Source organism: Flavobacterium sp. KMS (assembly GCF_000813005.1).
Lineage (GTDB): Bacteria > Bacteroidota > Bacteroidia > Flavobacteriales > Flavobacteriaceae > Flavobacterium.
In genome coordinates this window covers 1-19,859 of the sequence record NZ_JSYP01000012.1, presented here as the reverse complement: position 1 = coordinate 19,859, position 19,859 = coordinate 1, and the positions used below count along the sequence as shown (strand labels likewise).

The window sequence follows — 19,859 nt, the reverse complement described above, 5'->3', positions numbered from 1 at the left end:
CTTATTCTATCTTCTTACCAAAGTCTTTTGGAAAGAATAAAAATCGGGAAAGTATTACTCCCGGAATTGTTGCCAAAAATACCCATATAAAGAAATTTCCGTATCCTAAATATTCCTGAATATATCCGCTTACCATCCCTGGTAACATCATTCCAAGTGCCATAAATCCTGTTGCAATAGCATAATGTGACGTTTTTGATTCTCCTTCGGCAACATAAATTAAATACATCATAAAGGCTGCAAATCCGAAACCGTAACCAAACTGTTCTACAATTACAACAGCATAGATATAATAAATAGAGGATGGATGAAAATAAGCCAATAATATAAAACCAATAATAGGTAAATGCATTGTTAGGATCATAGGAAGCATCCATTTAGTAAGTCCATGCCTTGAGATAGCAATTCCGCCTAAAACCCCACCAAGCATTAATGCAATTAATCCGAAGGTTCCGTAGATTAAACCAATATCTTCGGTATCTAATCCCATTCCGCCTTTTTCAATTGTTTTATTGCTTCCTTTGCTAGTTACTAATTGATTCACAAAATCTATCCTGGGCTTATTTAGGCTTTTATATTCTTTAGTATCTTTATTTTCTACTTCTTGTAATAGATTTTTCGAATTTCTTTTCTCAACCTGAATTGGTAATTTAGCATACACTAATTTTAATTCATCATCAGATAATTTTTCTCCTGTCTTAATTTTTGAATTATAAATTGCTAAAGCTTTAACCTGACTTTCATCTGAACTTGTTTCGACTAATTCATATTTTATTGGATCTACTAAAAATGGCGTTAGCATTTTCATTAATTGAGATTCTCCTAATCTAAATAATAAGATAAATGCAAGTGCTAGTACAATTTGTCTTTTTCTGAAGAAACTTGCAAAAACGGAAGCAAAACTTTGATCTGCAATTTCTTTAGCAGTTCCTGCTGCATTAGTTTCTGTTCTTGGTGTCGAGAAATAATTGTATGTCGTTATAAATGTCATTAATAAACCAACAAAAATCATCGTATATGACCATGCTTTACGATTATCTCCGTATTTGTGCTCCAGATAACCTGCTAAAAGCACAATTAATCCGTTTCCTGCCAACATCGAAAGTCTGTAGAATGTACTTCGGATTCCGAGAAAAAAAGATTGTTGGTCTTTGGGTAAAACCAATAAATAAAACCCATCGCTCGCAATATCATTAGATGCCGAGGCAAAAGCCGCAACCCAAAATATAGCTAAGGTTAATATGAAGAAATTATTTAGCGGAATGGTGAATCCGACAATTAAAAACGCAATCGATATAATTAATTGCATCGATAAAAACCACTTTCTTTTGGTTCCGTTCAACTCTATAAACGGACTCCATAATGGCTTAATTACCCAAGGCAGGTATAATAAACTGGTATAAACACCAATATCTTCATTTGTAATCCCTAAGTTTTTGTACATAAGTACCGAAACCGAAATAATTACCGCATAAGGTAATCCAGATGCAAAATTCAAGAATGGAATCCAAAACCAAGGTTTATTTTCTGTTTTCATCTGTTATTTCAGCTACGTTTATTTTAAATCCTTTTTTTAAATCTATAATAGTTGGAGTACTTTCGTTTGCATAATAATCGATAAATGTGATTGCGCAAGCTTTGTACTTTTTCATTGTTCGCTCTGAAAGAACAAAATAAATAGCTCCATCAATTTCATGAACTGTCAATTTATCTATAATTTGTGTAGCGTCATTTATATCAAGTTTTGCCTCACTTTCGGCACCATAAACTACAATGTAACGTACTTTGGTATTCAGCGGATAGGTAATTTTAAATGAGTAATTAACACTATCTTTTGTAAACTCGCTTACTGTAGGAACATCGGCCACTACCTTTCTAAGATTAGGAACTGCAAGCGGAATCGCAGGATATTTATATTGATTCTCTGCCAAAAGACGTACTACATCCTGATTTTTGTTTATAAGCAGTTTTGCACTAAAATAAGCACTTCCGGTTACGTTACTAAAACTTCTGGCATAATCAACCTGATTAGGAATTTCTGTTGCAAGATTCCAACTTTTATCACTATCGGCTCTAATTTTATACGGACTATGGCCGATATAAATAGCAACATTATTAGAGTTTTCTGACCACCATTTTACTAGTTTAGAATAATTAGCTCTCGGATTATTCATACTCCAATACAGTTGAGGTATTATGTAATCGATCCATTTGTTATCCATCCATAAAACAGGATCTGCGTATAAATCATCATAATTAGATGTCGATTGTGTATCTGAACCTTTTGGATCTTTGGATTTATTTCGCCAAACTCCAAAAGGGCTAATCCCAAATTGTATCCAAGGTTTACAAGTTTTTATCGTTGTCGAAATAGTATGAACAAAGCTGCTCACATTAGCTCTACGCCAATCGGCTAGACTAACACCATTCCCGTATTTTTTATAAGAAGCTGTATCGTTAAATTGTTTTCCAGGAACTGCATAAGGATAGAAATAATCATCAAAATGTATTGCATCAATATCATAATTCTCTACAACTTCTTCTACAATCGTAGTTAAGTGCTTCTGAACTTCGGGCAAGGCAGGGTCATAATATATTCTTCCTCCATATTCTATCATCCATTCTGGATGTTTGATTATATCATGATTCGGGCTTAAACTATCTTTTTTTAAGTCGAATGCAGCTCTGTATGGGTTCATCCAGGCATGGAACTCAAATCCTCTAGCATGTGCTTGTTCAATCATCCAAGCCAAAACATCGTAATTTGGTTTTGGTTCCTGACCTTCTTTTCCTGTCAAATAGCGCGACCAAGGTGCTAACTCTGAAGGATAAAAAGCATCTCCAACGCTTCGTATCTGTACAATTACAGCATTAAAATTTAGTTTTTTATAAGTATCTAGAATTTCGAGGTAATCAGCTTTTTGTTTTTCTCCACCATCAATTTTACTTTTAGGCCAGTCAATATTAACAACAGTTGCAATCCAGACTCCTCTAAATTCGTTTTTAGGATGTTGTTCTTTTTTCTGAGCGGTTACACTCCACCCTGAAAATATAAAAAATAAAAAAAATAATATTACGTGCTGATTTTTATGCATTTCAATCTTAATTTATACAGAAACCAAAAATAGTTTTTTTAGTGAAGTTTACAGGATAATTTATTAATAAAAATTTATAACTTACAGAAATGTAAGCATTAATAAACCTAAACAGAATCTACATTTAATTAAACAACTATATATGAACCAAATATAATTGTTTTCGTTAAGAGTCAAATCTGATTTTATAGTCGTACTTCCATTATGGTAAACTCCTGCCCTGACTTAAAAAAGGTTATCTGAGTATCTATTAATCCAAATTTCTCGTAAAAAGACTTTTTGTTTACTCTCGCATTACACCAAACTCGTTTTATACCATTAGTTTTAGCACGTTGCAAAATATATTCTAAAAGCTTTGTTGCATAACCTTGCCCTTGTTGTTCTGTTAATGTTGCTAGTTTCCTAAATTGCATTTCCTCATTATCCCCAAAACAAGAAACGATAGCAACGAGTTCAGATTCATTATATAACCCAAAATGTACACCTAAATCGTCTTCCTTTAATTGTACAAATTCAAAAGGCATATCGGGCCACATCACTTTATGCCTGATTCCCCAAGTTTCTAAAGCTTGAATTTCCTTGATTATCATAATTACTTTTCTTTAACTTGGACAAGAACCCAAATTTAGAATTTATTATTACAAGTGAATCTGGTTTGACTCACAAAGCTTTTATAATTTTTTACAGAATTCACCTATATTAAACTTCTAACATATATGCACTTTCACTTTATAAATCATATTAATAAAAAACACATTCTACTATATTTCAAACAAATACAAAACACTTTCTTAAAAAAACCATAAAAAATAAATAAGATATATCTTTCGATTTCAGTTTATAATATTTAATTTTAATGTCTAAATAATAATTACACTAACAATTCACACGTATGAAAAAGTTCTTTTTAATCACGCTATTATGTATCAGTGCAAACAGTTTTGCCCAATTAATACAATTTGGCCCTATAGTTTCTTCTAACATAACTTCTATACTAACAGATGATTATAGCTCCGATAGTTCAGGAACTTCGGTAGGTTTTGGAGGATTTGCCAGAGTAAATGTATTAATGCTTTATGGACAAGCTGAATTTGGATATGCACAATCTAAATTTACTGTTTCTGAAACAGGAATTGCCGATACCGATTATAAACTATCAGGAACTGAAGCTACTCTTATTGTAGGTTTTAAAATCGTTCCTCTAGGAAAACTAGGAAACGTAAGGATTTTTGGTGGATACAACTGGAAAAATTATTCTAATATAGATATGAGTAATGACCTAAACTATATCGACATTGTTAAGAACAACAATAGTTTCCTTGGCGGAGTTGGTGTCGATTTATGGAAATTCACGCTAGATTACAGATATTTAGCAGGAGTTACAGATATTGATGCATCTGGTTTAAAAGCAAAAACAGCTGTTTCGAATATCAGCTTAGGATTCAAATTCTAAAGAAAATAACCTTATCATATAAACGAGAACTTAACTTTAAAATTAGGTTCTCGTTTTTTTTACCCTTCCACAAAAAAATTAAATATTTTACTGTTTCTCATAATCTCTGGAATAATTTTCTTTTGTATTTTTATAAAATAAAACAACTATTTTTAACCTTAAACCATACTATAATGGGAAAATTTGTAATCACGAAAAGAACTAACGGAGAGTTCCAATTTAATTTAAAAGCTGGTAACGGACAAACAATTCTTGCAAGCGAAGGATATTCGGCAAAAGCAGGTTGTTTAAATGGCATCGAATCAGTAAAAACCAATTCACAAGACGATTCAAAATTTGACAGAAAAACATCAACTAATGGTAAACCTTATTTCAACCTAAAGGCAACCAATGGTCAAATCATCGGAACAAGCGAAATGTACGAAAGCGTAGCTGCAAGAGACAACGGAATCGAATCGGTAAAAACCAATGCACCTACTGCAACTATAGATGATCAAACTAGTTAAAAATAGTTTAAACATATCTCTTAAAATACCAAAACCACTCTTACCGGGTGGTTTTATTTTTAGAACCTACCGAAGTGTTGGGACTACCTCTACGCTATATCTTTCTGTTTTGGCAAGAAAAAGGATGCGACTATGATCTAGGCTTGAACTCCCGCTTCTGTTAAAAAAATAGTCCAAAAAACTCAATATCAGTCTTAATCCTTAACTAAACGTTAAAATATATAAAATTCTTTTTTAAAATAAAAACTAACTATCAGTTAGTTAAATATTTTTTTAGAGTACATTTACTAATAAAATTAATATAAATTATGAAAACAGGAGTAGTAAAATTTTACAATGAAGCAAAAGGATTTGGATTCATTACAGAAGAAGGTACAGGACAAGACATTTTTGTTCATGCATCAGGTTTAAAAGAACAAATTAGAGAAAGTGACTCTGTTCAATTCGAAGTAGTTGACGGAAAAAAAGGTAAAAACGCAGTTGAGGTTACAGTAGCTTAATACTCACATCAATTACGATTACCTATTGGTTTAAATATGAAGATAAAAGAATAATATTCGATATACTCTCAATAATAAAACCCGACACATTACTCACAACAGTTTAAGAAACAAAAAAATCCTGTAAACATAGTTTACAGGATTTTTTTTGTGGAATTAATTTCATCATTTTAACACTCAACAAAAATAACGATCATAAACAACTGAAAATCTTTACTTTAAATACAAATAATTTTTTTTTAGAACTAAATTTCAAAAGAAAAGAGGTAAATTTATTCTCCTTAAAAAAATAGAAATTATGAAAGTATTAAAAGTAATCGAAGTTCTTTCTAGTTCAGACACTAGTTGGGAAGATGCAACTCAGAAAGCAGTTAGCAAAGCATCCAAATCTTTAAAAAACATTCGTTCTGCATATGTTCAAGAACAGAGCGTAACAGTCTCAGATGGAAAAGTCACTGAGTTTAGAGTAAATCTAAAAATAACATTCGAACTCGAATAGTGCAAATGGATTATTAACACGAAAACAATTGAATTAAAGTGCCAACTAAAAACAAAAAAATCCTGTAAATTGTATTTACAGGATTTTTTTTATTGGAATTAACAATCACGCTTCTATAATAATTTCATTTTTAATATTTAGGCATATTATTATTTAACGATATTATCCGTGTTGGCCTGAATTCGTTGGAGGCGTAATTTTTATTTTTTCCTCGTCGGTATCACCTCCAATAATTGCTTTCATATTCTTAAATTCTGCTACTTTAAATTTATCCAAAGATAATTTCTTAACCGTTTTAACTTGTTGCTTTTTCATAGTTTTTAGTATAAGTTTTTTTATTTTAAGTGAATATACTATCTCCTGTAATCAGTTAAAAACTCTTGTAGTCTGAATTTATAAATTTCGCCCATAAATTTCAACAATCTACATACTACAATATATAAGATATTTACCCAAAAGCGCATTATTTATAGTGGTTTGAGAAATCTATAAGATTAAAATAGTTTGTCAACACTTTTAAATATATAAAAGCAATTTTACTAATTATTGCTCTCCATTTTTTATAAAATAAGATGGCTGATATCCTGTTTTCTTAAAAAAGGCTTTTGAAAAAGATTCTGAATTACTAAAACCTACCTCCTCTGCGATAGCTTTTATCGAATAATTTCTAAACTTTTTATCCTCTCTTAATCTTGTAATAGTATCTTCTATTCTTAAATCATTAATGTATTGACTGAAGTTTTTATTTTTGTATTGATTAATTGTTTTGGATAAGTAAGTACTATTCGTTTCTAGTCTTTTTGCAAAATCTGCCAGATTTATATTTGGTTCTAAATAACCTTTGTTTTTTTCGAATTCCGCGATTTTTTCCAAAATTTCATTTGCTTTCTCTTTTGGCAGAACAATTGTTTTTTGGGCATTCTCATTTGGCTCAATAACGATATCTGAAACAGGCTTTTCTATTTCGTTACTTTTATTTTCTGTATTATGTATATCGAGTAATTCATTTACTCTTTTTTCATAAAGTTGTTTTTCTTTTTTTGTTTTTAATAAATAAAAAAGAGAAAACCCAAGTCCTATAAGAACGATGAAACCAATACCAATGTAAATTCTTTTTTCCTGATTTATTTTTAAAATTACTTTTTCCTTTTGTAATAATAAATGAGGTGTATCATAATTTTTGTTTATCTGCTCTCCTAAAATAATATCATTTTTGCTTATATAAGAATCTATCTCAAGCAAACGATTCAAATAATATAACTGCTTTTCATTATTTTGTAATTTCTTGTATATTTCAATTAATTGGATACAATTATTGCGTAAATCTGCTGTATTTAAACCACTCTTAACCAATATGGAATCTGCTGTTTCGAAATCATTTATAGCTTTATCTATGTCTTTTTCGTTTTCCAAATTGTTTTTACCTCTGTAATAATAACTAATTGCTAAATTCAATTTATCACTGGTTGGAGTTAGCATTATAATAGCTTTGTCTAATAAAATAGTACTCTCCCGAAATTGCTTTTTGTAACTATAACAAATTCCTTCATACATTATCAAATATTTATAAAATCGATTATCCGACTTTATTTGTTTCTGCAAATCTTTAATGTAATATAGTGCGGTATCTATTTTTTTTAAACGAATATAAATATCTGCCAAAACCCAGGTAGTATATACATAATCGATAGAATGTATGTTCTTAGATTTAAAATGATTATAATTTCTTATTATAAGTGGTAAGGCTTCTTCTGATTTTCCAAGTTCAATTTTAATTAATGCAATTTGCTGATTAACCAATAAATTTTGTTCAATATTTCCTTTCTGTAAAGAATATTTTTCTGCTTCCAGGATATTAGCCAATGAAGACTTTAAATCCATTTTTTTCATCAAAAAATTACTCTTTAATATATATCCTTTAGCAGGATAATTAAAATCATTACTGTTCTTAGTTAATGCAATGATAGTATCAGCGTATTGTAACGCAGCTGTGTCATTGGCAGTAGTCATTGCTGCCATATACAATCCATTAGCCCGGATTATTTTATCCCTTTGTAGTTTAGATTTTTTATAATACACATTAGCGTAAAGGGCTTTCGTTTTTTTATCTATAAAATAATTCTCAAAACGTTCATCCAATTCTTTAAAAGATATATTCTTGAGTGAATCTGGAATAACAAAAGTTTCTTCCTTTTGAGAGAAAAGCGCAGTTGTAAATAATAGTAAAATAATTAATATAGAATTCTTCATATTCTGGCTGCTATATTTTTATAATATCTGTTCATAAAATCATAACACATCATTTCATAATGTCTTTGTTTTGATCTAAAAATACGATTGACATTCATGTGGATAAGTGATGAAATAAAATCTTCTAAACTAGTTGACGATTTCATACTTATTATTTCTTTTATTACCTCGATTTCTTTTTGGGTTATTTTTACTAAGTCAATTAATCCTTCTAAGTAAGCGGGCTCTTGTTTTTCTTGTAAATATAATATGATTTCATTTCTGTAAGTTCGATATAAAAAATCTAACTTCTTATTATTTTCTTTCTCAATGTGTTGTTCGCTCTTATAATCTTCTTGCATAGTCTTCACAAAACTAATTCGATTATTTAAAGGGATATTAAAACATTCTAATAAATCATTAATCATTTGTAATGAAGCAAATATCCTAGCGATTTCATCTTCCTGAGGTGTGGTATTAGTGATTAAATTTACTATTTTTTCGCTGTGATAATAAAATAATTTTTCAACAAGTTCTATAGTTGATTCACCGTAACGCTCAATCTCTCTTTTATAAGTTGCCGTTACAATATCGCTCACTAAATCTTTTTTGATTAATTCACTAAAATGCGTCTGCATTAACTTTATTATTACTTGAATATTATCTAGGTTCTCTATTTGAAAACGTAATCTCAAATGATTATTAGGATCATTATATCGTATAAAAAACCACTGAACAATAAGTCCTTTTTGAACCAATTCATTAACAATTGGCAAGATACTTTCAGCTAAAACAAGGTCTGCCGAATAATGTCCACAATAAATTTTATAGTATAACCATTCTTCTCCCAGAATAAAACTTCTCTTTACTTTTTGCGTATGCATCGTTACTTAGGTTTTATTTTTTACACCAACAATAAATTGATTTGCATAGCTGCCCATTTCCCCCTTAACTACTTTGCCAGAAGGGAATAAAAATTCTTCTAAAATAAATTGTGTTTTATTTTTAACTGTTTCAATTAACATTTCAATACAAGTATCATTTTCAAGATTGATTACTAATGTATTGTCTCCATCGATTAATGACAGATATTGAAACCCTTTTATATTCATAGAAAGAATAGCTGAACGAACTAAATCTGGAGTGAAATTTGTTTTATCATTCACTATTTTAAAAAAATCCGGACATCTGTTTTTATTAAAGATCCATTTAGCTTTAGAAATAATACAATTCCCGACCGTTACTCTTGGCAAGTAATCAAAAAGCCTCTCAAATTTATTATTAAATCCTATTACTGATTTACAATTTTCAAATTGCATATCGCATAAAAATTGATAAATGGGTAATGCTTTATAAGAATAATTATGAGCGTTTGTTAGTCTTGTAATCACTTCTTTGTTATGTTTTTTACTCCACAAAATCAATCTGCCTTTTTTTACAAATACCATTAAATCCTCAATATTTATTTGATTTGAGAGTTGTACGTTTGATTGACCTAAATACGGTATTTCATAAGTTCTAAAACTTGGTCTTCTTAATATATTTCCAGTTCTTGATTCTGGTAAATGAATTATTTCTGCGATGATTTTATTAGCAAAACTTTCAGATTCAAATTGTGTGATTTCATTTGCTAAACTATTTACGCCTTCATTTCCATAACAAAATCGGGCTAATAAATTTGCTGCACTAGAACCGCCTATACTCTGGATTACAATCCATTCTTTACCTGCCTCTTCAACGATTTCAAAAACACATGAAAATGTATTTGGCATGTTTTCAGTCGAGAAATCTTCATTTTTAAAATCAGAATACTCTAAAGCAATACTAGATTTACCATTCTGTAAGGCATTTTGCAATTTATTGTAGATGATTTTGTCTACTTTATTCAAACTTATTTGATGATTCTCGCTATTTGTTTTTTGTTTTATTTCTATACAATCTAATAGTGGAGTCGAATCAGAATTATTATTTTGTAAATATCCTATTCCTGTTTCTATGTCTAATGCCTTAACCAACGGAATCATTTCATATTCATACCTTTCGATAAAAGCTTTTTTAAAATTTTCTAAGGGTGTATTTTTGGGTCTTTCTGAAATTTTATTCAAAAATTTTATCGCATTATATAATTCAGATGTATATTTTTTTTCTAGTTCAAATCCTTTAGACTCGAGAAATAAATCGGCTTGAAATAAATACTTTTTATCAAAAGAGATTTTTGTTTTGGATAGACTTTCTTCTATGTCTCTATAATAAGATATATCGTTTCCTAATTTTGTGTCAATATCCTGTAATTGCTTCTCAACTTCATTAATCAAAGTTTCAAATTTAATTGCAGCTTCACTTTCTTTTTTGGCTCCGCTTATTAAATCATTAACAGAAGTGTTTCCTGTAAGTTTTGGCTCTAATTCTGAAACCAAAATCTGATTATAAATTAATTCTTCAATAAATTCTAAAGCTTCATTTTTGGTGATATCTTCAATCATTAAGTAGCCTGCCAACTCCTCTTTAGATATTCCGTTACTGGCTTTTTGTACAATTAAATCCAGATAATCTGTTCGCTTTAATGCTTCAAGAGAATACTTCCGGCTATTATTTTCTAATGTATATTCTACATATCTGTAAAAATCCCCTAATTGATAAAGCGTGCTATTTGGATAAAAAAGCAATTGATCCTGAATAGTCAAGTCTCCGGCTAATTTGCTATATAAATTAGCAACAAATTGCATATCTAAACGTGTCTTTCGATAAAAATAATTTTCCTTATCTACAGAATTACTATCGACACTTATTTTTGTTACGTCGCCAATATTCCCACAACCACATGCAGCAAAAAGCCCAAATGGAGTACATCGAGTAGACATTCGAATAAGATATTTTAGTACAGAAAGTTTAATTTTTTCACTTTTATAAATAGCATAATCTTCTTGATTGCACCATTTTTGGATTTCCGAATATAATTCGGGCGATGCTAAATATAATGCTTCGTTTATTTGAGAATCTTTTACTAATTCTTTTATAACATCAGGTTCAATTGAAAGTTCTTTTGTAAGATTTTTATAAAAATCAATTGAATAAGCTGGCGTACGTATTATTAAAGAAGAAAAAAAGGAAAAATTCATCTGCAATTTTGGTATATCAACAATAAAGTAAGAATATTAATAATTAAAATACCGAAATTAAGCATTTATTTTAGACTATCCTCTCATTTTATATTAAAACCTGATTAATATACGCAATGAAATACTTTTAAAACGCCCTTTAAAATCAAGCAATTACATTTTTTTATTCCAAAAATTTATAAATCCAGACACGATATTTATAAATGTCGACTACCATAGTTTGCATCTAATAAGTTGTTAATCTAGTTTTGATTACAGAAAATCACAAAAAACAGGATCTAACTTTATGTTTAGAATTACAAGAATACTAATTGCCGCAATCCTGTTTTATAGTCCTTCTTTATTAGCACAAGTAAAAATAAAGGGGAAAGTGGTAGATATTAAAAATAATCCCATTGAGTTTGCTGAAGTTTTATTGATAGATAAAGATTCAACCGCAATAAAAAGCGAAATGACCAATAGTAATGGTGATTTTATACTACTTACAGAAGTTGGTAATTATTTATTACAAATAAAACAAATGGGTACCGTTTTATGGAAAAAGAAGGTAAACATTATAGACAATATCGATTTTAAATCTATTCAGGTAATTGAGAAAGAAGAGAAACTTAGTGAAGTAGTCGTAAAGACCCAAAAAAAGATTATGGTTCGAAAAGTAGACAGATTAGTTTTCAATGTCGAAAATTCTATCTCGGCGATAGGAGGCGATGCTATTGATGCCTTAAAAGTTACTCCTGGAATAAGAGTACAAAACAACTCTATTGCAATGATTGGCAAAAGTGGTATGGCTGTAATGATTGATGATAGGTTAATACAACTTTCTGGAGAGGATTTGATTAATTTTCTAAAGTCGATTCCTTCAGATAATATAAAAAGTATTGAGGTTATTTCTACACCTCCAGCAAAATATGATGCTCAAGGAAATAGTGGTATTTTAAATATTAAGCTAAAAAAGGTATTAAAAGACAGTTGGAACACAACATTACGGAGTACATATCTACAACAAACGTATCCGACGGGTAGTCTTGGCGGAAATTTTTCATACAAAAAAAACAAACTGAATTTGTTATTTGATATTAACTATAGAAAAGGAAGTGCACTTGATAAAGAGGATTTAACCTTTTTTTACCCAACAGAGACCTGGAATTCTATAAATAAAAATAAACCCTCCTATACTTTCTTTAATTCTTCGTTGAATTTAAATTATAAACTCACAAAGAAAACAGATATAGGAATACAATATTTAGGCGGCCTTGGAAAATTAAAAAAGCAGAACTCTAATATAACAACTATAAATGAATCTGTTTCTAATAACTATCTCTATGATATTAATACTACAGGAGATGATACCAAGAAAAACAATAATAGCTCAATAAATATTTACTCAACAACTCTTATTGACACTTTAGGAAAAAAATTCTCGATAGATCTGGATTACTTTAATTTTAAAGAAGATAAAGATAAAAACTTTAATTCGTACAATAATAATCCTGCGCAAAGCTCTTCTCTTATTGGTAATAACCTAAGCAATCAAGATATTAGTAATTATTCGGCTAAAATTGATTTTGATATGCCTTATGGATTTGCTGATTTATCTTTTGGTGGTAAAGTTAGTTTTACAAATAACAAGAGTGATGCCTCATTTTATGATTTAACATCTGGAGATGCAATTTTAGATCCATCACAAAATAATGTATTTAATTATAAAGAGAATACTCAGGCTTTATACGCTTTAGCAAGTAAGAAACTAGGCAAAAAATGGGAATCTAAATTCGGACTACGAATGGAAGCTACTCAAACTATTGGTACTTCTGAAATACTAAACCAGACTAATAAAAACAACTATATAAAATTTTTCCCGAGTGCTTACCTCTCCTATCAACTTAATGAAAAGAATGTTTTTAATTTAAGCTATAGCAGAAGAGTTGGAAGACCATCTTATTGGGAAATGAATCCTTTTAGATGGTATGACAATTCAAACCTATTTTCAGAAGGAAATCCATTTCTTCAGCCATCTTTTACAAATAATTTTCAGATATCACATTCCTATAATAACATCTTAAATAGTACTATTTACGTATCCAAAATAGAAAATGGTTTCGGACAACTATCAACTTTTGAAGTAATAGATGGGCAGAAAATTCAAAAATTTCTAAGACTTAACTATTTTGACCAAACCGATTTAGGATTTGATATATCACTAACATATAATTTTACTAGCTGGTGGAACTATTTCGCCGATTTAACGATGTACTATAGCGAGACCAATACTAAGTCTATTTATGTACAGCCTAAATTTTCTGGCTGGGGATCTAATTTTACAAATACCAATACATTCACTTTAAATAAAAATAAAACTTTTTTTGCAGAGGTAAGCTACTTCTATTTCTACCCTGCACTCTCCGGAATATACACCATTAGTGATTATTCTTCTTTTGATTTTGGGATTAAAATATTGTCTCTTAATAAGAAATTACAAATTTCAGCTAATGTCTATGATGTATTTAGCAGCAATAGACCTCAATATACATATGTGACAAATGGAATCAAACAAATTTCTAAGAACTATTATGATGAAAGATATCTTAGAATATCATTAAAATACAATTTTGGGAATAGTGATATCTCTGTTAAAAGTCGTGATTTAGGAAATCAGGATGAAAAAAGCAGAGCTGGAAAATAATAATTGATTTAATTCTCCAAGTATTTTTTCAGTGGCCAATGAAAAGAGAAAGGAAGCTTAAATATCTCCGCTTGCAAGCAAATTAATTAACCATTTAGGAGAATCGTTCTCTTGAATTATTTAACAATTGAAAAACATTAATAAAATGAAAAATTCAAATTTAAAAAATAAGCTTTCAGGTTTAACTACAACTAAATCTTTTGAAATCATCGAATTAAACGATTCTTTAAGAAAAATTATTGGTGGTGCAGTTCCAGCAAACAATGGGTCAGGATGCAATGGTTCAGGATGTAATCCAAAAGTAGAAATAGAAATCCGCAAATAATTTCTTAATTAGGGGATAGGCATTGCTTATCCCCTAAAATAAAATTTAACTTATCATGAAATATAAATTATCCTATTATACTATCATTACGGATCCAATTCCTAATACAAATGTTTGTGTTATTTTCGGAACAAAAACTTCAAAAGCTTATAATCTTGACAAAAAAATTATTGACCTTTTAAAAGAAGAGGACTTTGATGAAATCCCTTTAGATATAATTAATAATTTAATTATCGCTGAGATCATAGTTCCAAAAGATTTAAATGAGTTAAGCGAATTTTGTGAGAAAGCTAAATTAGACGCTACGGCAGAAGATGGTTATCTACACGTTACCGTAATGAGTTCTGGAAATTGCCAGTTAGGCTGTTCTTATTGTGGACAAGTCCATTCTAAGAAAAAACTGGAAGACGATACTGTCGAGTTGATAGAAAAGAGATTAACACATTTATTTAGCAGTAAACCCTTTTCTGAATTCCGCATAAGTTGGTTCGGAGGAGAGCCACTAATGGCGTTAAATAAAATGAGACTGGTTAATACTTTTGCCAAAAAGATTTCAAAGAGCAATGATGCTATTTATAGATCTCATATTGTTACTAATGGACTCTCTCTTAAAAGTAATATCTACGAAGAATTAGCCCATGAATTTAATTGTACATCTATAGAAATCACATTGGATGGTATAAAAGAGTTTCATGATACTAGAAGAGATACAAAAGCAAAAGAACCTACGTTTGACCTCATATTCAATAACATTTTATCCATTACAAGTTTAAAGGACTACCCTATTAATGGATGTTATATAAAAATACGATGCAACGTAGACGACACTAATAAAGAAGGTGTAATTCCTTTAATAGAATTATTAGCCGAAAATAATCTACAAGACAAAGTTATTTTCTATACAGCTCCTGTATATAGCTGGGGCAACGATGCGCATTTAACAAATACTAAAGAAGAATATGCGATTAATGAAATCGATTATTTGTTAAAACTTCATGAAGTAGGATTTGAAATTAACTCCATTCCACAAACAAAAGATGTAGTATGTTCGGCAGTTACGCCAAACTATGAATTAATAGATCCCAACGGAAAAATCTTTAATTGCACCGAAATTCCATTGGTACCTATGTATGGAGACGAATACTTAATAGGAGATTTAAAAACCAGTTTTACCGAGGTTAAAGAATACGCAGAAAGACCTTATACAAAATGGTATGATGAAATTCAGGATAAAAGCAATGGCTATTGGTGTACATCATGCAAAATTTTGCCTTTATGTGGAGGACGATGCCCAAAATCATGGAAAGATGGAATTCCTCCATGTCCAAGTATGAAATTAAACATTGAAGACAGACTAATGCTGGCAAACTATTTAATTCAAGAAGATAATATTACTCAAATAGCATAAACCATGAGAAAAGATGACATCTCCTTATCATTATCAGACATTGTAAATTCTGATTTTATAAATGATAATCAATCAGGAGCCATAAGTTTTGATGATTTATTCACCTCTTTTGTTTTTAATCAGTTTGAGCTAACTGAAAGAATGGACATCCAATTAATATGGAGTTATTATTCTAAAGCATTAAATGAGTGTAAGCAAAACAGGTTAACAAAAGCAGATTATTTCTATACAAAAGGTTTAGAAGCATTAAATAATTCTGATTTAAATGAAAGAGCAAAACTATATTTAAATGTATACATATACCCTAATCTGGCATTTAGAGTATATAAAGACAAAAACTATGAAAAAGCTTTAGAGTTATTGCTTTTGGCAATTCAGAACATCGAAATTATTGAAAAAGAATATCCAGATATTTATGCTGCCAAAATTCAGCAAATCCATAATGTTATTAGGCTATTTTTAAGAGCAAACAAAAGCAGCGATTATATCGATTTAAACATTGCTATAATAGAACATATTCTTTTGGAAGTAGAACCAATAAAGAATAAATATAACTTAAAAAATTCGATATTAAATCAGACAAAACTTCAATATAAAGAAGAAATGTTAATGCAGATTTTTACTGAATTTTTGGTGACACAAATGACTACTGATACGCAATCATTTGATTTTGATTTTTTCTGTAAATCATTAAATGAAAAAAAACATAATACAGAAAATAAATATCTAAACGATTGGTTAGCTTTAGTTAGCCTAATTAACGATAATTCTCAAGACATAGCTTTACTATTAAAAGATGTTTTAAAGAAAGACTATAAATATGCTTTTTTTAAAATATATGTTTTAAATGCGCTTCAAAATAAAAGTTTCTTGTACTTACAATCTGAGGATTCAATACAAAATGTAAAAGCATTGACAGCTACTTTTACAAACCAAATTCATGATAAAAATATTCTAGAAAAAATTCAAAAAGCATCCAAAATAAACATTAAATGATTTTTATACCCCAACAAGATCAAATGGATTGTGGCCCCGCTTGTTTATGTATGGTTGCAAGTGCTTATAAAAAAAAATATTCTTTACGATACCTAAGAGAACATTCTTTTATTACACGTGAAGGAATTTCTTTATTGGGGGTTAAAGAAGCTGCAACCAAAATAGGTTTTGAGACTCTTACGGCTAAGCTAACCATTGAAAAGCTTAATGGAATGCCTATGCCTTGCATTCTTCATTGGAATAAAAATCACTTTGTGGTTCTTAATAAAATAAAAACGAATCTATTTACAAAAAAAAAGTCTTACAAAATTGCTGATCCAGGTCATGGTTTTGTCGCTTTAACAGAAGAAAAATTTAAAAAATCATGGTTATCTGATGGCGATTGTGGAATTGGAGTATTCCTAGAACCTACTGAATCTTTCTATAAATTAACTCCTCCAAAAGAAGACAAATTAAATATTAAATATATTTATAACTACTTAAATCCATACAAAAAACAATTAGCTTTTCTTTTTGTTATGTTATTAATAGGCAGCGCCCTAACTTTAGTTTTTCCGTTTTTAACTCAAAACCTTATTGATAATGGAGTAAGTAAGAAAAACTTGAACATAATAAGTCTTATTCTTTTAGCACAACTCGGCTTATTTTTTGGATCTATAACTATAGAAATAATTCGTAATTGGTTGATGCTTTTTATAGGAACAAAAATAAGTATTCGCATTATATCTGATTTTTTAAAAAAATTATTACAGTTACCTATTAAGTTCTTTGACACTAAAATGACTGGAGATTTTAATCAACGAATACAGGATAATGAACGTATAGAAAACTTTTTGACTTCTCAAAGTCTAGTTACTTTTTTTTCGATGATTACCTTTTCCGTGTTTTTTGGAGTACTTTGGTATTATGATGTTACCATCTTAGTGGTTTATCTTATTTTGACTGTAGTATCTATTAGTTGGTCATTCTATTGGCTCAAAAAACGAAAAATATTAGACTATTTTCATTTCCAGCAACGAAGCCAAAACCAGGAATCTATTCTGGAAATCATCAATGGAGTAACTGAAATGAAATTAAACCAGTTTGAAGATTTCAAACGCAACGAATGGGAAGAAATTCAAAAGAAATTATTTAAAATTAATACCCGAATATTAAAATTAGATCAAATTCAGTTATCTGGTTTTGAATTTCTAAATCAATTCAAAAATATTTTAGTCACTTTTTTAGCTGCATCATTTGTAGTTAAAGGGCAAATGACATTAGGACAACTTTTGAGTGTATCCTATATCGTAGGGCAAATGAATAGTCCGATAAATCAGCTTGTTAGTTTTTTCCGTTCTTTTCAGGATGCACGATTAAGTTTAGAACGACTTAACGAGGTACAAAACCATCCAACAGAAGAAGGAGAAAATAATAATTTTTTAAAAATAAGAGATATTAGTAATTGTTTTCCTTTAGGGATCAAAGGTCAAAATTTAAGTTTTCAATATGAAGGCCCCAAATCTCCATATGTACTAAAAAATATTGATTTTAGTATCCCCGAAGGAAAAATTACTGCCATTGTTGGTGCAAGTGGTAGTGGAAAAACCACTTTATTAAAATTATTATTAAAGTTCTACGAGCCTACACAAGGTGAATTATTGTTTAATACTAAAAATATTATCGACATTTCTTCCCGAAGTTTACGTGAAAATTGTGGTGTAGTCATGCAAGACGGTTTTATTTTCTCAGATACTATCGAAAGAAACATAGCTACTGGAGATGAAAACATTGATAAACAAAAATTAAAAAGAGCAGTTAAAATTGCAAATATTGAAAGTTTTATCGAGACATTACCTCTTGGATATAATACAAAAATTGGAGCATCAGGAAATGGACTTTCAGGTGGCCAGAAACAGCGTTTATTAATTGCACGGGCAATTTATAAAAATCCGCATTATATCTTTTTTGATGAAGCGACATCTGCACTTGATGCTGAAAATGAAAAAATTATTCATGATAATCTACAAGAATTTTTTAAAGGAAAAACAGTCGTCATTATCGCGCATCGCTTGAGCACTGTAAAAAATGCTGACAATATCATAGTACTTAAAAATGGTGAAATTGTAGAACAAGGAAATCATTCTGAATTGGTTTACAACAAAGCTGACTATTTTAAATTAGTTAAAAACCAATTGGAATTAGGAAATTAAACGCTTTAGTAATGAGTTGACGAACAAGAAATTTTACCTATTTATTTTTTGATTAAAATACTTTTAAATGCTTACTTTTAGAAAATATAATAAAAAATCCTGTAAATAATCTTTACAGGATTTTTTTTAGAGTCAGGTTAATTACAATTGTACTGCTTATTTCCCTATTAATGTTCTCTCTCAGGCACAATAAATTATTAAATAACACATTTAATGTCAATATTATCTAATCATTTAAAAAGGAGGATAAAATTATATTTAATTATTATGAATGGTATTATTTATAGAATAACAATTATTTGCACATTATTTGTTGTGTTCGGATGTAAAAATGAATCTACAAAAGAAGCATTTAAAAACAATGCTTTGAGTATAGGGAATATAGAATTATTGGAGATTAAAGATACATTAAGACTTGACTATAATGGAGATGACTTAGGTGAAGATATTGATTTTGGTAAAAATGAATACCAATATAAATCATTATTGTTTAAGAAAATTTCCTTAAACAGTGAGAGTTCTGGTGATTTAAAAAAACTAGGATATAATGATAAAAAAGAATTTGAATGGATAAAAATAAAAAAAAGAATCAATTTGAATTCAAATTATAATACAGTAATACTTTCAACTCTAGAGTCAGTTTACACATTATTAAATTATAATTCAAAAGACGAGCTAATAGATTTTCTAGATTTATCAAAATTCAATCAACAAATCTGTCAATGCACATCCAAAGTATATATAGACAAAAAGGGTGTTATTCATTGTCAAATTGAATCAGGCAAGCCTTTTCATCCTTATGTTAATTATAAAGTTAATGATAAAGGGAAATTTGAAATTGTCGATCAGTTTAC

At 29.3% G+C, this 19,859-nt stretch carries 17 protein-coding genes; 10 read left to right on the top strand and 7 right to left on the bottom strand.

The window, feature by feature from the left end:
- Window position 1: 1 nt before the first annotated feature.
- The 3 genes from OA93_RS13415 to OA93_RS13405 form a co-directional block, all read right to left on the bottom strand.
- Window positions 2–1,537, bottom strand: coding sequence for an MFS transporter (locus tag OA93_RS13415; RefSeq protein ID WP_039113873.1), 1,536 nt, complete (start codon window positions 1,535–1,537; stop codon window positions 2–4).
- Window positions 1,521–3,095 (bottom strand): family 10 glycosylhydrolase, encoded by a 1,575-nt coding sequence (locus OA93_RS13410; protein ID WP_039113872.1) that lies wholly within the window; start codon window positions 3,093–3,095, stop codon window positions 1,521–1,523. The genes OA93_RS13415 and OA93_RS13410 overlap by 17 nt, the downstream gene beginning before the upstream one ends.
- A gap of 185 nt (window positions 3,096–3,280) precedes the next feature.
- A complete protein-coding gene (locus OA93_RS13405) occupies window positions 3,281–3,685 on the bottom strand; it encodes a GNAT family N-acetyltransferase (protein WP_039113871.1) in 405 nt (134 codons plus the stop codon).
- Window positions 3,686–3,987: 302 nt separating this feature from the next.
- Between OA93_RS13405 and OA93_RS13400 the strand changes: the two genes are divergently transcribed.
- From OA93_RS13400 to OA93_RS13385, 4 genes are all read left to right on the top strand, one after another.
- Window positions 3,988–4,548: an outer membrane beta-barrel protein gene (locus OA93_RS13400; RefSeq protein WP_039113870.1), complete on the top strand. Its 561-nt coding sequence runs from the start codon at window positions 3,988–3,990 to the stop codon at window positions 4,546–4,548.
- Window positions 4,549–4,721: 173 nt separating this feature from the next.
- Window positions 4,722–5,054, top strand: coding sequence for a YegP family protein (locus tag OA93_RS13395; RefSeq protein WP_039113869.1), 333 nt, complete (start codon window positions 4,722–4,724; stop codon window positions 5,052–5,054).
- Window positions 5,055–5,362: 308 nt separating this feature from the next.
- Window positions 5,363–5,554 carry a cold shock domain-containing protein gene (locus tag OA93_RS13390; RefSeq protein WP_035621148.1) on the top strand — a complete coding sequence of 64 codons (192 nt, stop codon included), beginning with the start codon at window positions 5,363–5,365 and terminating at the stop codon, window positions 5,552–5,554.
- A 298-nt stretch (window positions 5,555–5,852) separates the two neighbouring features.
- Window positions 5,853–6,053, top strand: a complete 201-nt coding sequence (locus tag OA93_RS13385) for a dodecin family protein (RefSeq protein ID WP_039113868.1) — start codon at window positions 5,853–5,855, stop codon at window positions 6,051–6,053.
- Window positions 6,054–6,215: 162 nt separating this feature from the next.
- Here the strand turns inward: OA93_RS13385 and OA93_RS25095 are convergent, their stop codons facing one another.
- The 4 genes from OA93_RS25095 to OA93_RS13370 form a co-directional block, all read right to left on the bottom strand.
- Window positions 6,216–6,368 carry a hypothetical protein gene (locus OA93_RS25095; protein ID WP_165572111.1) on the bottom strand — a complete coding sequence of 51 codons (153 nt, stop codon included), beginning with the start codon at window positions 6,366–6,368 and terminating at the stop codon, window positions 6,216–6,218.
- Between the two features lie 228 nt (window positions 6,369–6,596).
- Window positions 6,597–8,303: an AraC family transcriptional regulator gene (locus tag OA93_RS13380; RefSeq protein ID WP_039113867.1), complete on the bottom strand. Its 1,707-nt coding sequence runs from the start codon at window positions 8,301–8,303 to the stop codon at window positions 6,597–6,599.
- Window positions 8,300–9,166, bottom strand: coding sequence for a thiopeptide-type bacteriocin biosynthesis protein (locus OA93_RS13375; protein WP_039113866.1), 867 nt, complete (start codon window positions 9,164–9,166; stop codon window positions 8,300–8,302). Before OA93_RS13375 ends, OA93_RS13380 begins: the two co-directional genes overlap by 4 nt.
- Before the next feature lie 6 nt (window positions 9,167–9,172).
- Entirely contained in the window at window positions 9,173–11,401 is a 2,229-nt protein-coding gene (locus OA93_RS13370) for a lantibiotic dehydratase family protein (RefSeq protein ID WP_039113865.1), read from the bottom strand.
- Between the two features lie 286 nt (window positions 11,402–11,687).
- Between OA93_RS13370 and OA93_RS13365 the strand changes: the two genes are divergently transcribed.
- The 6 genes from OA93_RS13365 to OA93_RS13340 all read left to right on the top strand — a co-directional run.
- Window positions 11,688–14,084 (top strand): TonB-dependent receptor, encoded by a 2,397-nt coding sequence (locus tag OA93_RS13365; RefSeq protein ID WP_039113864.1) that lies wholly within the window; start codon window positions 11,688–11,690, stop codon window positions 14,082–14,084.
- A gap of 145 nt (window positions 14,085–14,229) precedes the next feature.
- Window positions 14,230–14,409, top strand: a complete 180-nt coding sequence (locus tag OA93_RS13360; RefSeq protein WP_039113863.1) for a hypothetical protein — start codon at window positions 14,230–14,232, stop codon at window positions 14,407–14,409.
- 55 nt (window positions 14,410–14,464) lie between these two features.
- On the top strand, window positions 14,465–15,817 hold the full coding sequence (locus OA93_RS13355) for a radical SAM protein (protein ID WP_039113862.1): 1,353 nt from the start codon (window positions 14,465–14,467) through the stop codon (window positions 15,815–15,817).
- 3 nt (window positions 15,818–15,820) lie between these two features.
- Window positions 15,821–16,813 (top strand): hypothetical protein, encoded by a 993-nt coding sequence (locus tag OA93_RS13350; RefSeq protein WP_039113861.1) that lies wholly within the window; start codon window positions 15,821–15,823, stop codon window positions 16,811–16,813.
- Window positions 16,810–19,005, top strand: a complete 2,196-nt coding sequence (locus OA93_RS13345; protein ID WP_039113860.1) for a peptidase domain-containing ABC transporter — start codon at window positions 16,810–16,812, stop codon at window positions 19,003–19,005. The genes OA93_RS13350 and OA93_RS13345 overlap by 4 nt, the downstream gene beginning before the upstream one ends.
- A gap of 267 nt (window positions 19,006–19,272) precedes the next feature.
- On the top strand, window positions 19,273–19,859 hold a 587-nt coding region (locus tag OA93_RS13340), incomplete at its 3' end, for a hypothetical protein (protein WP_039113859.1).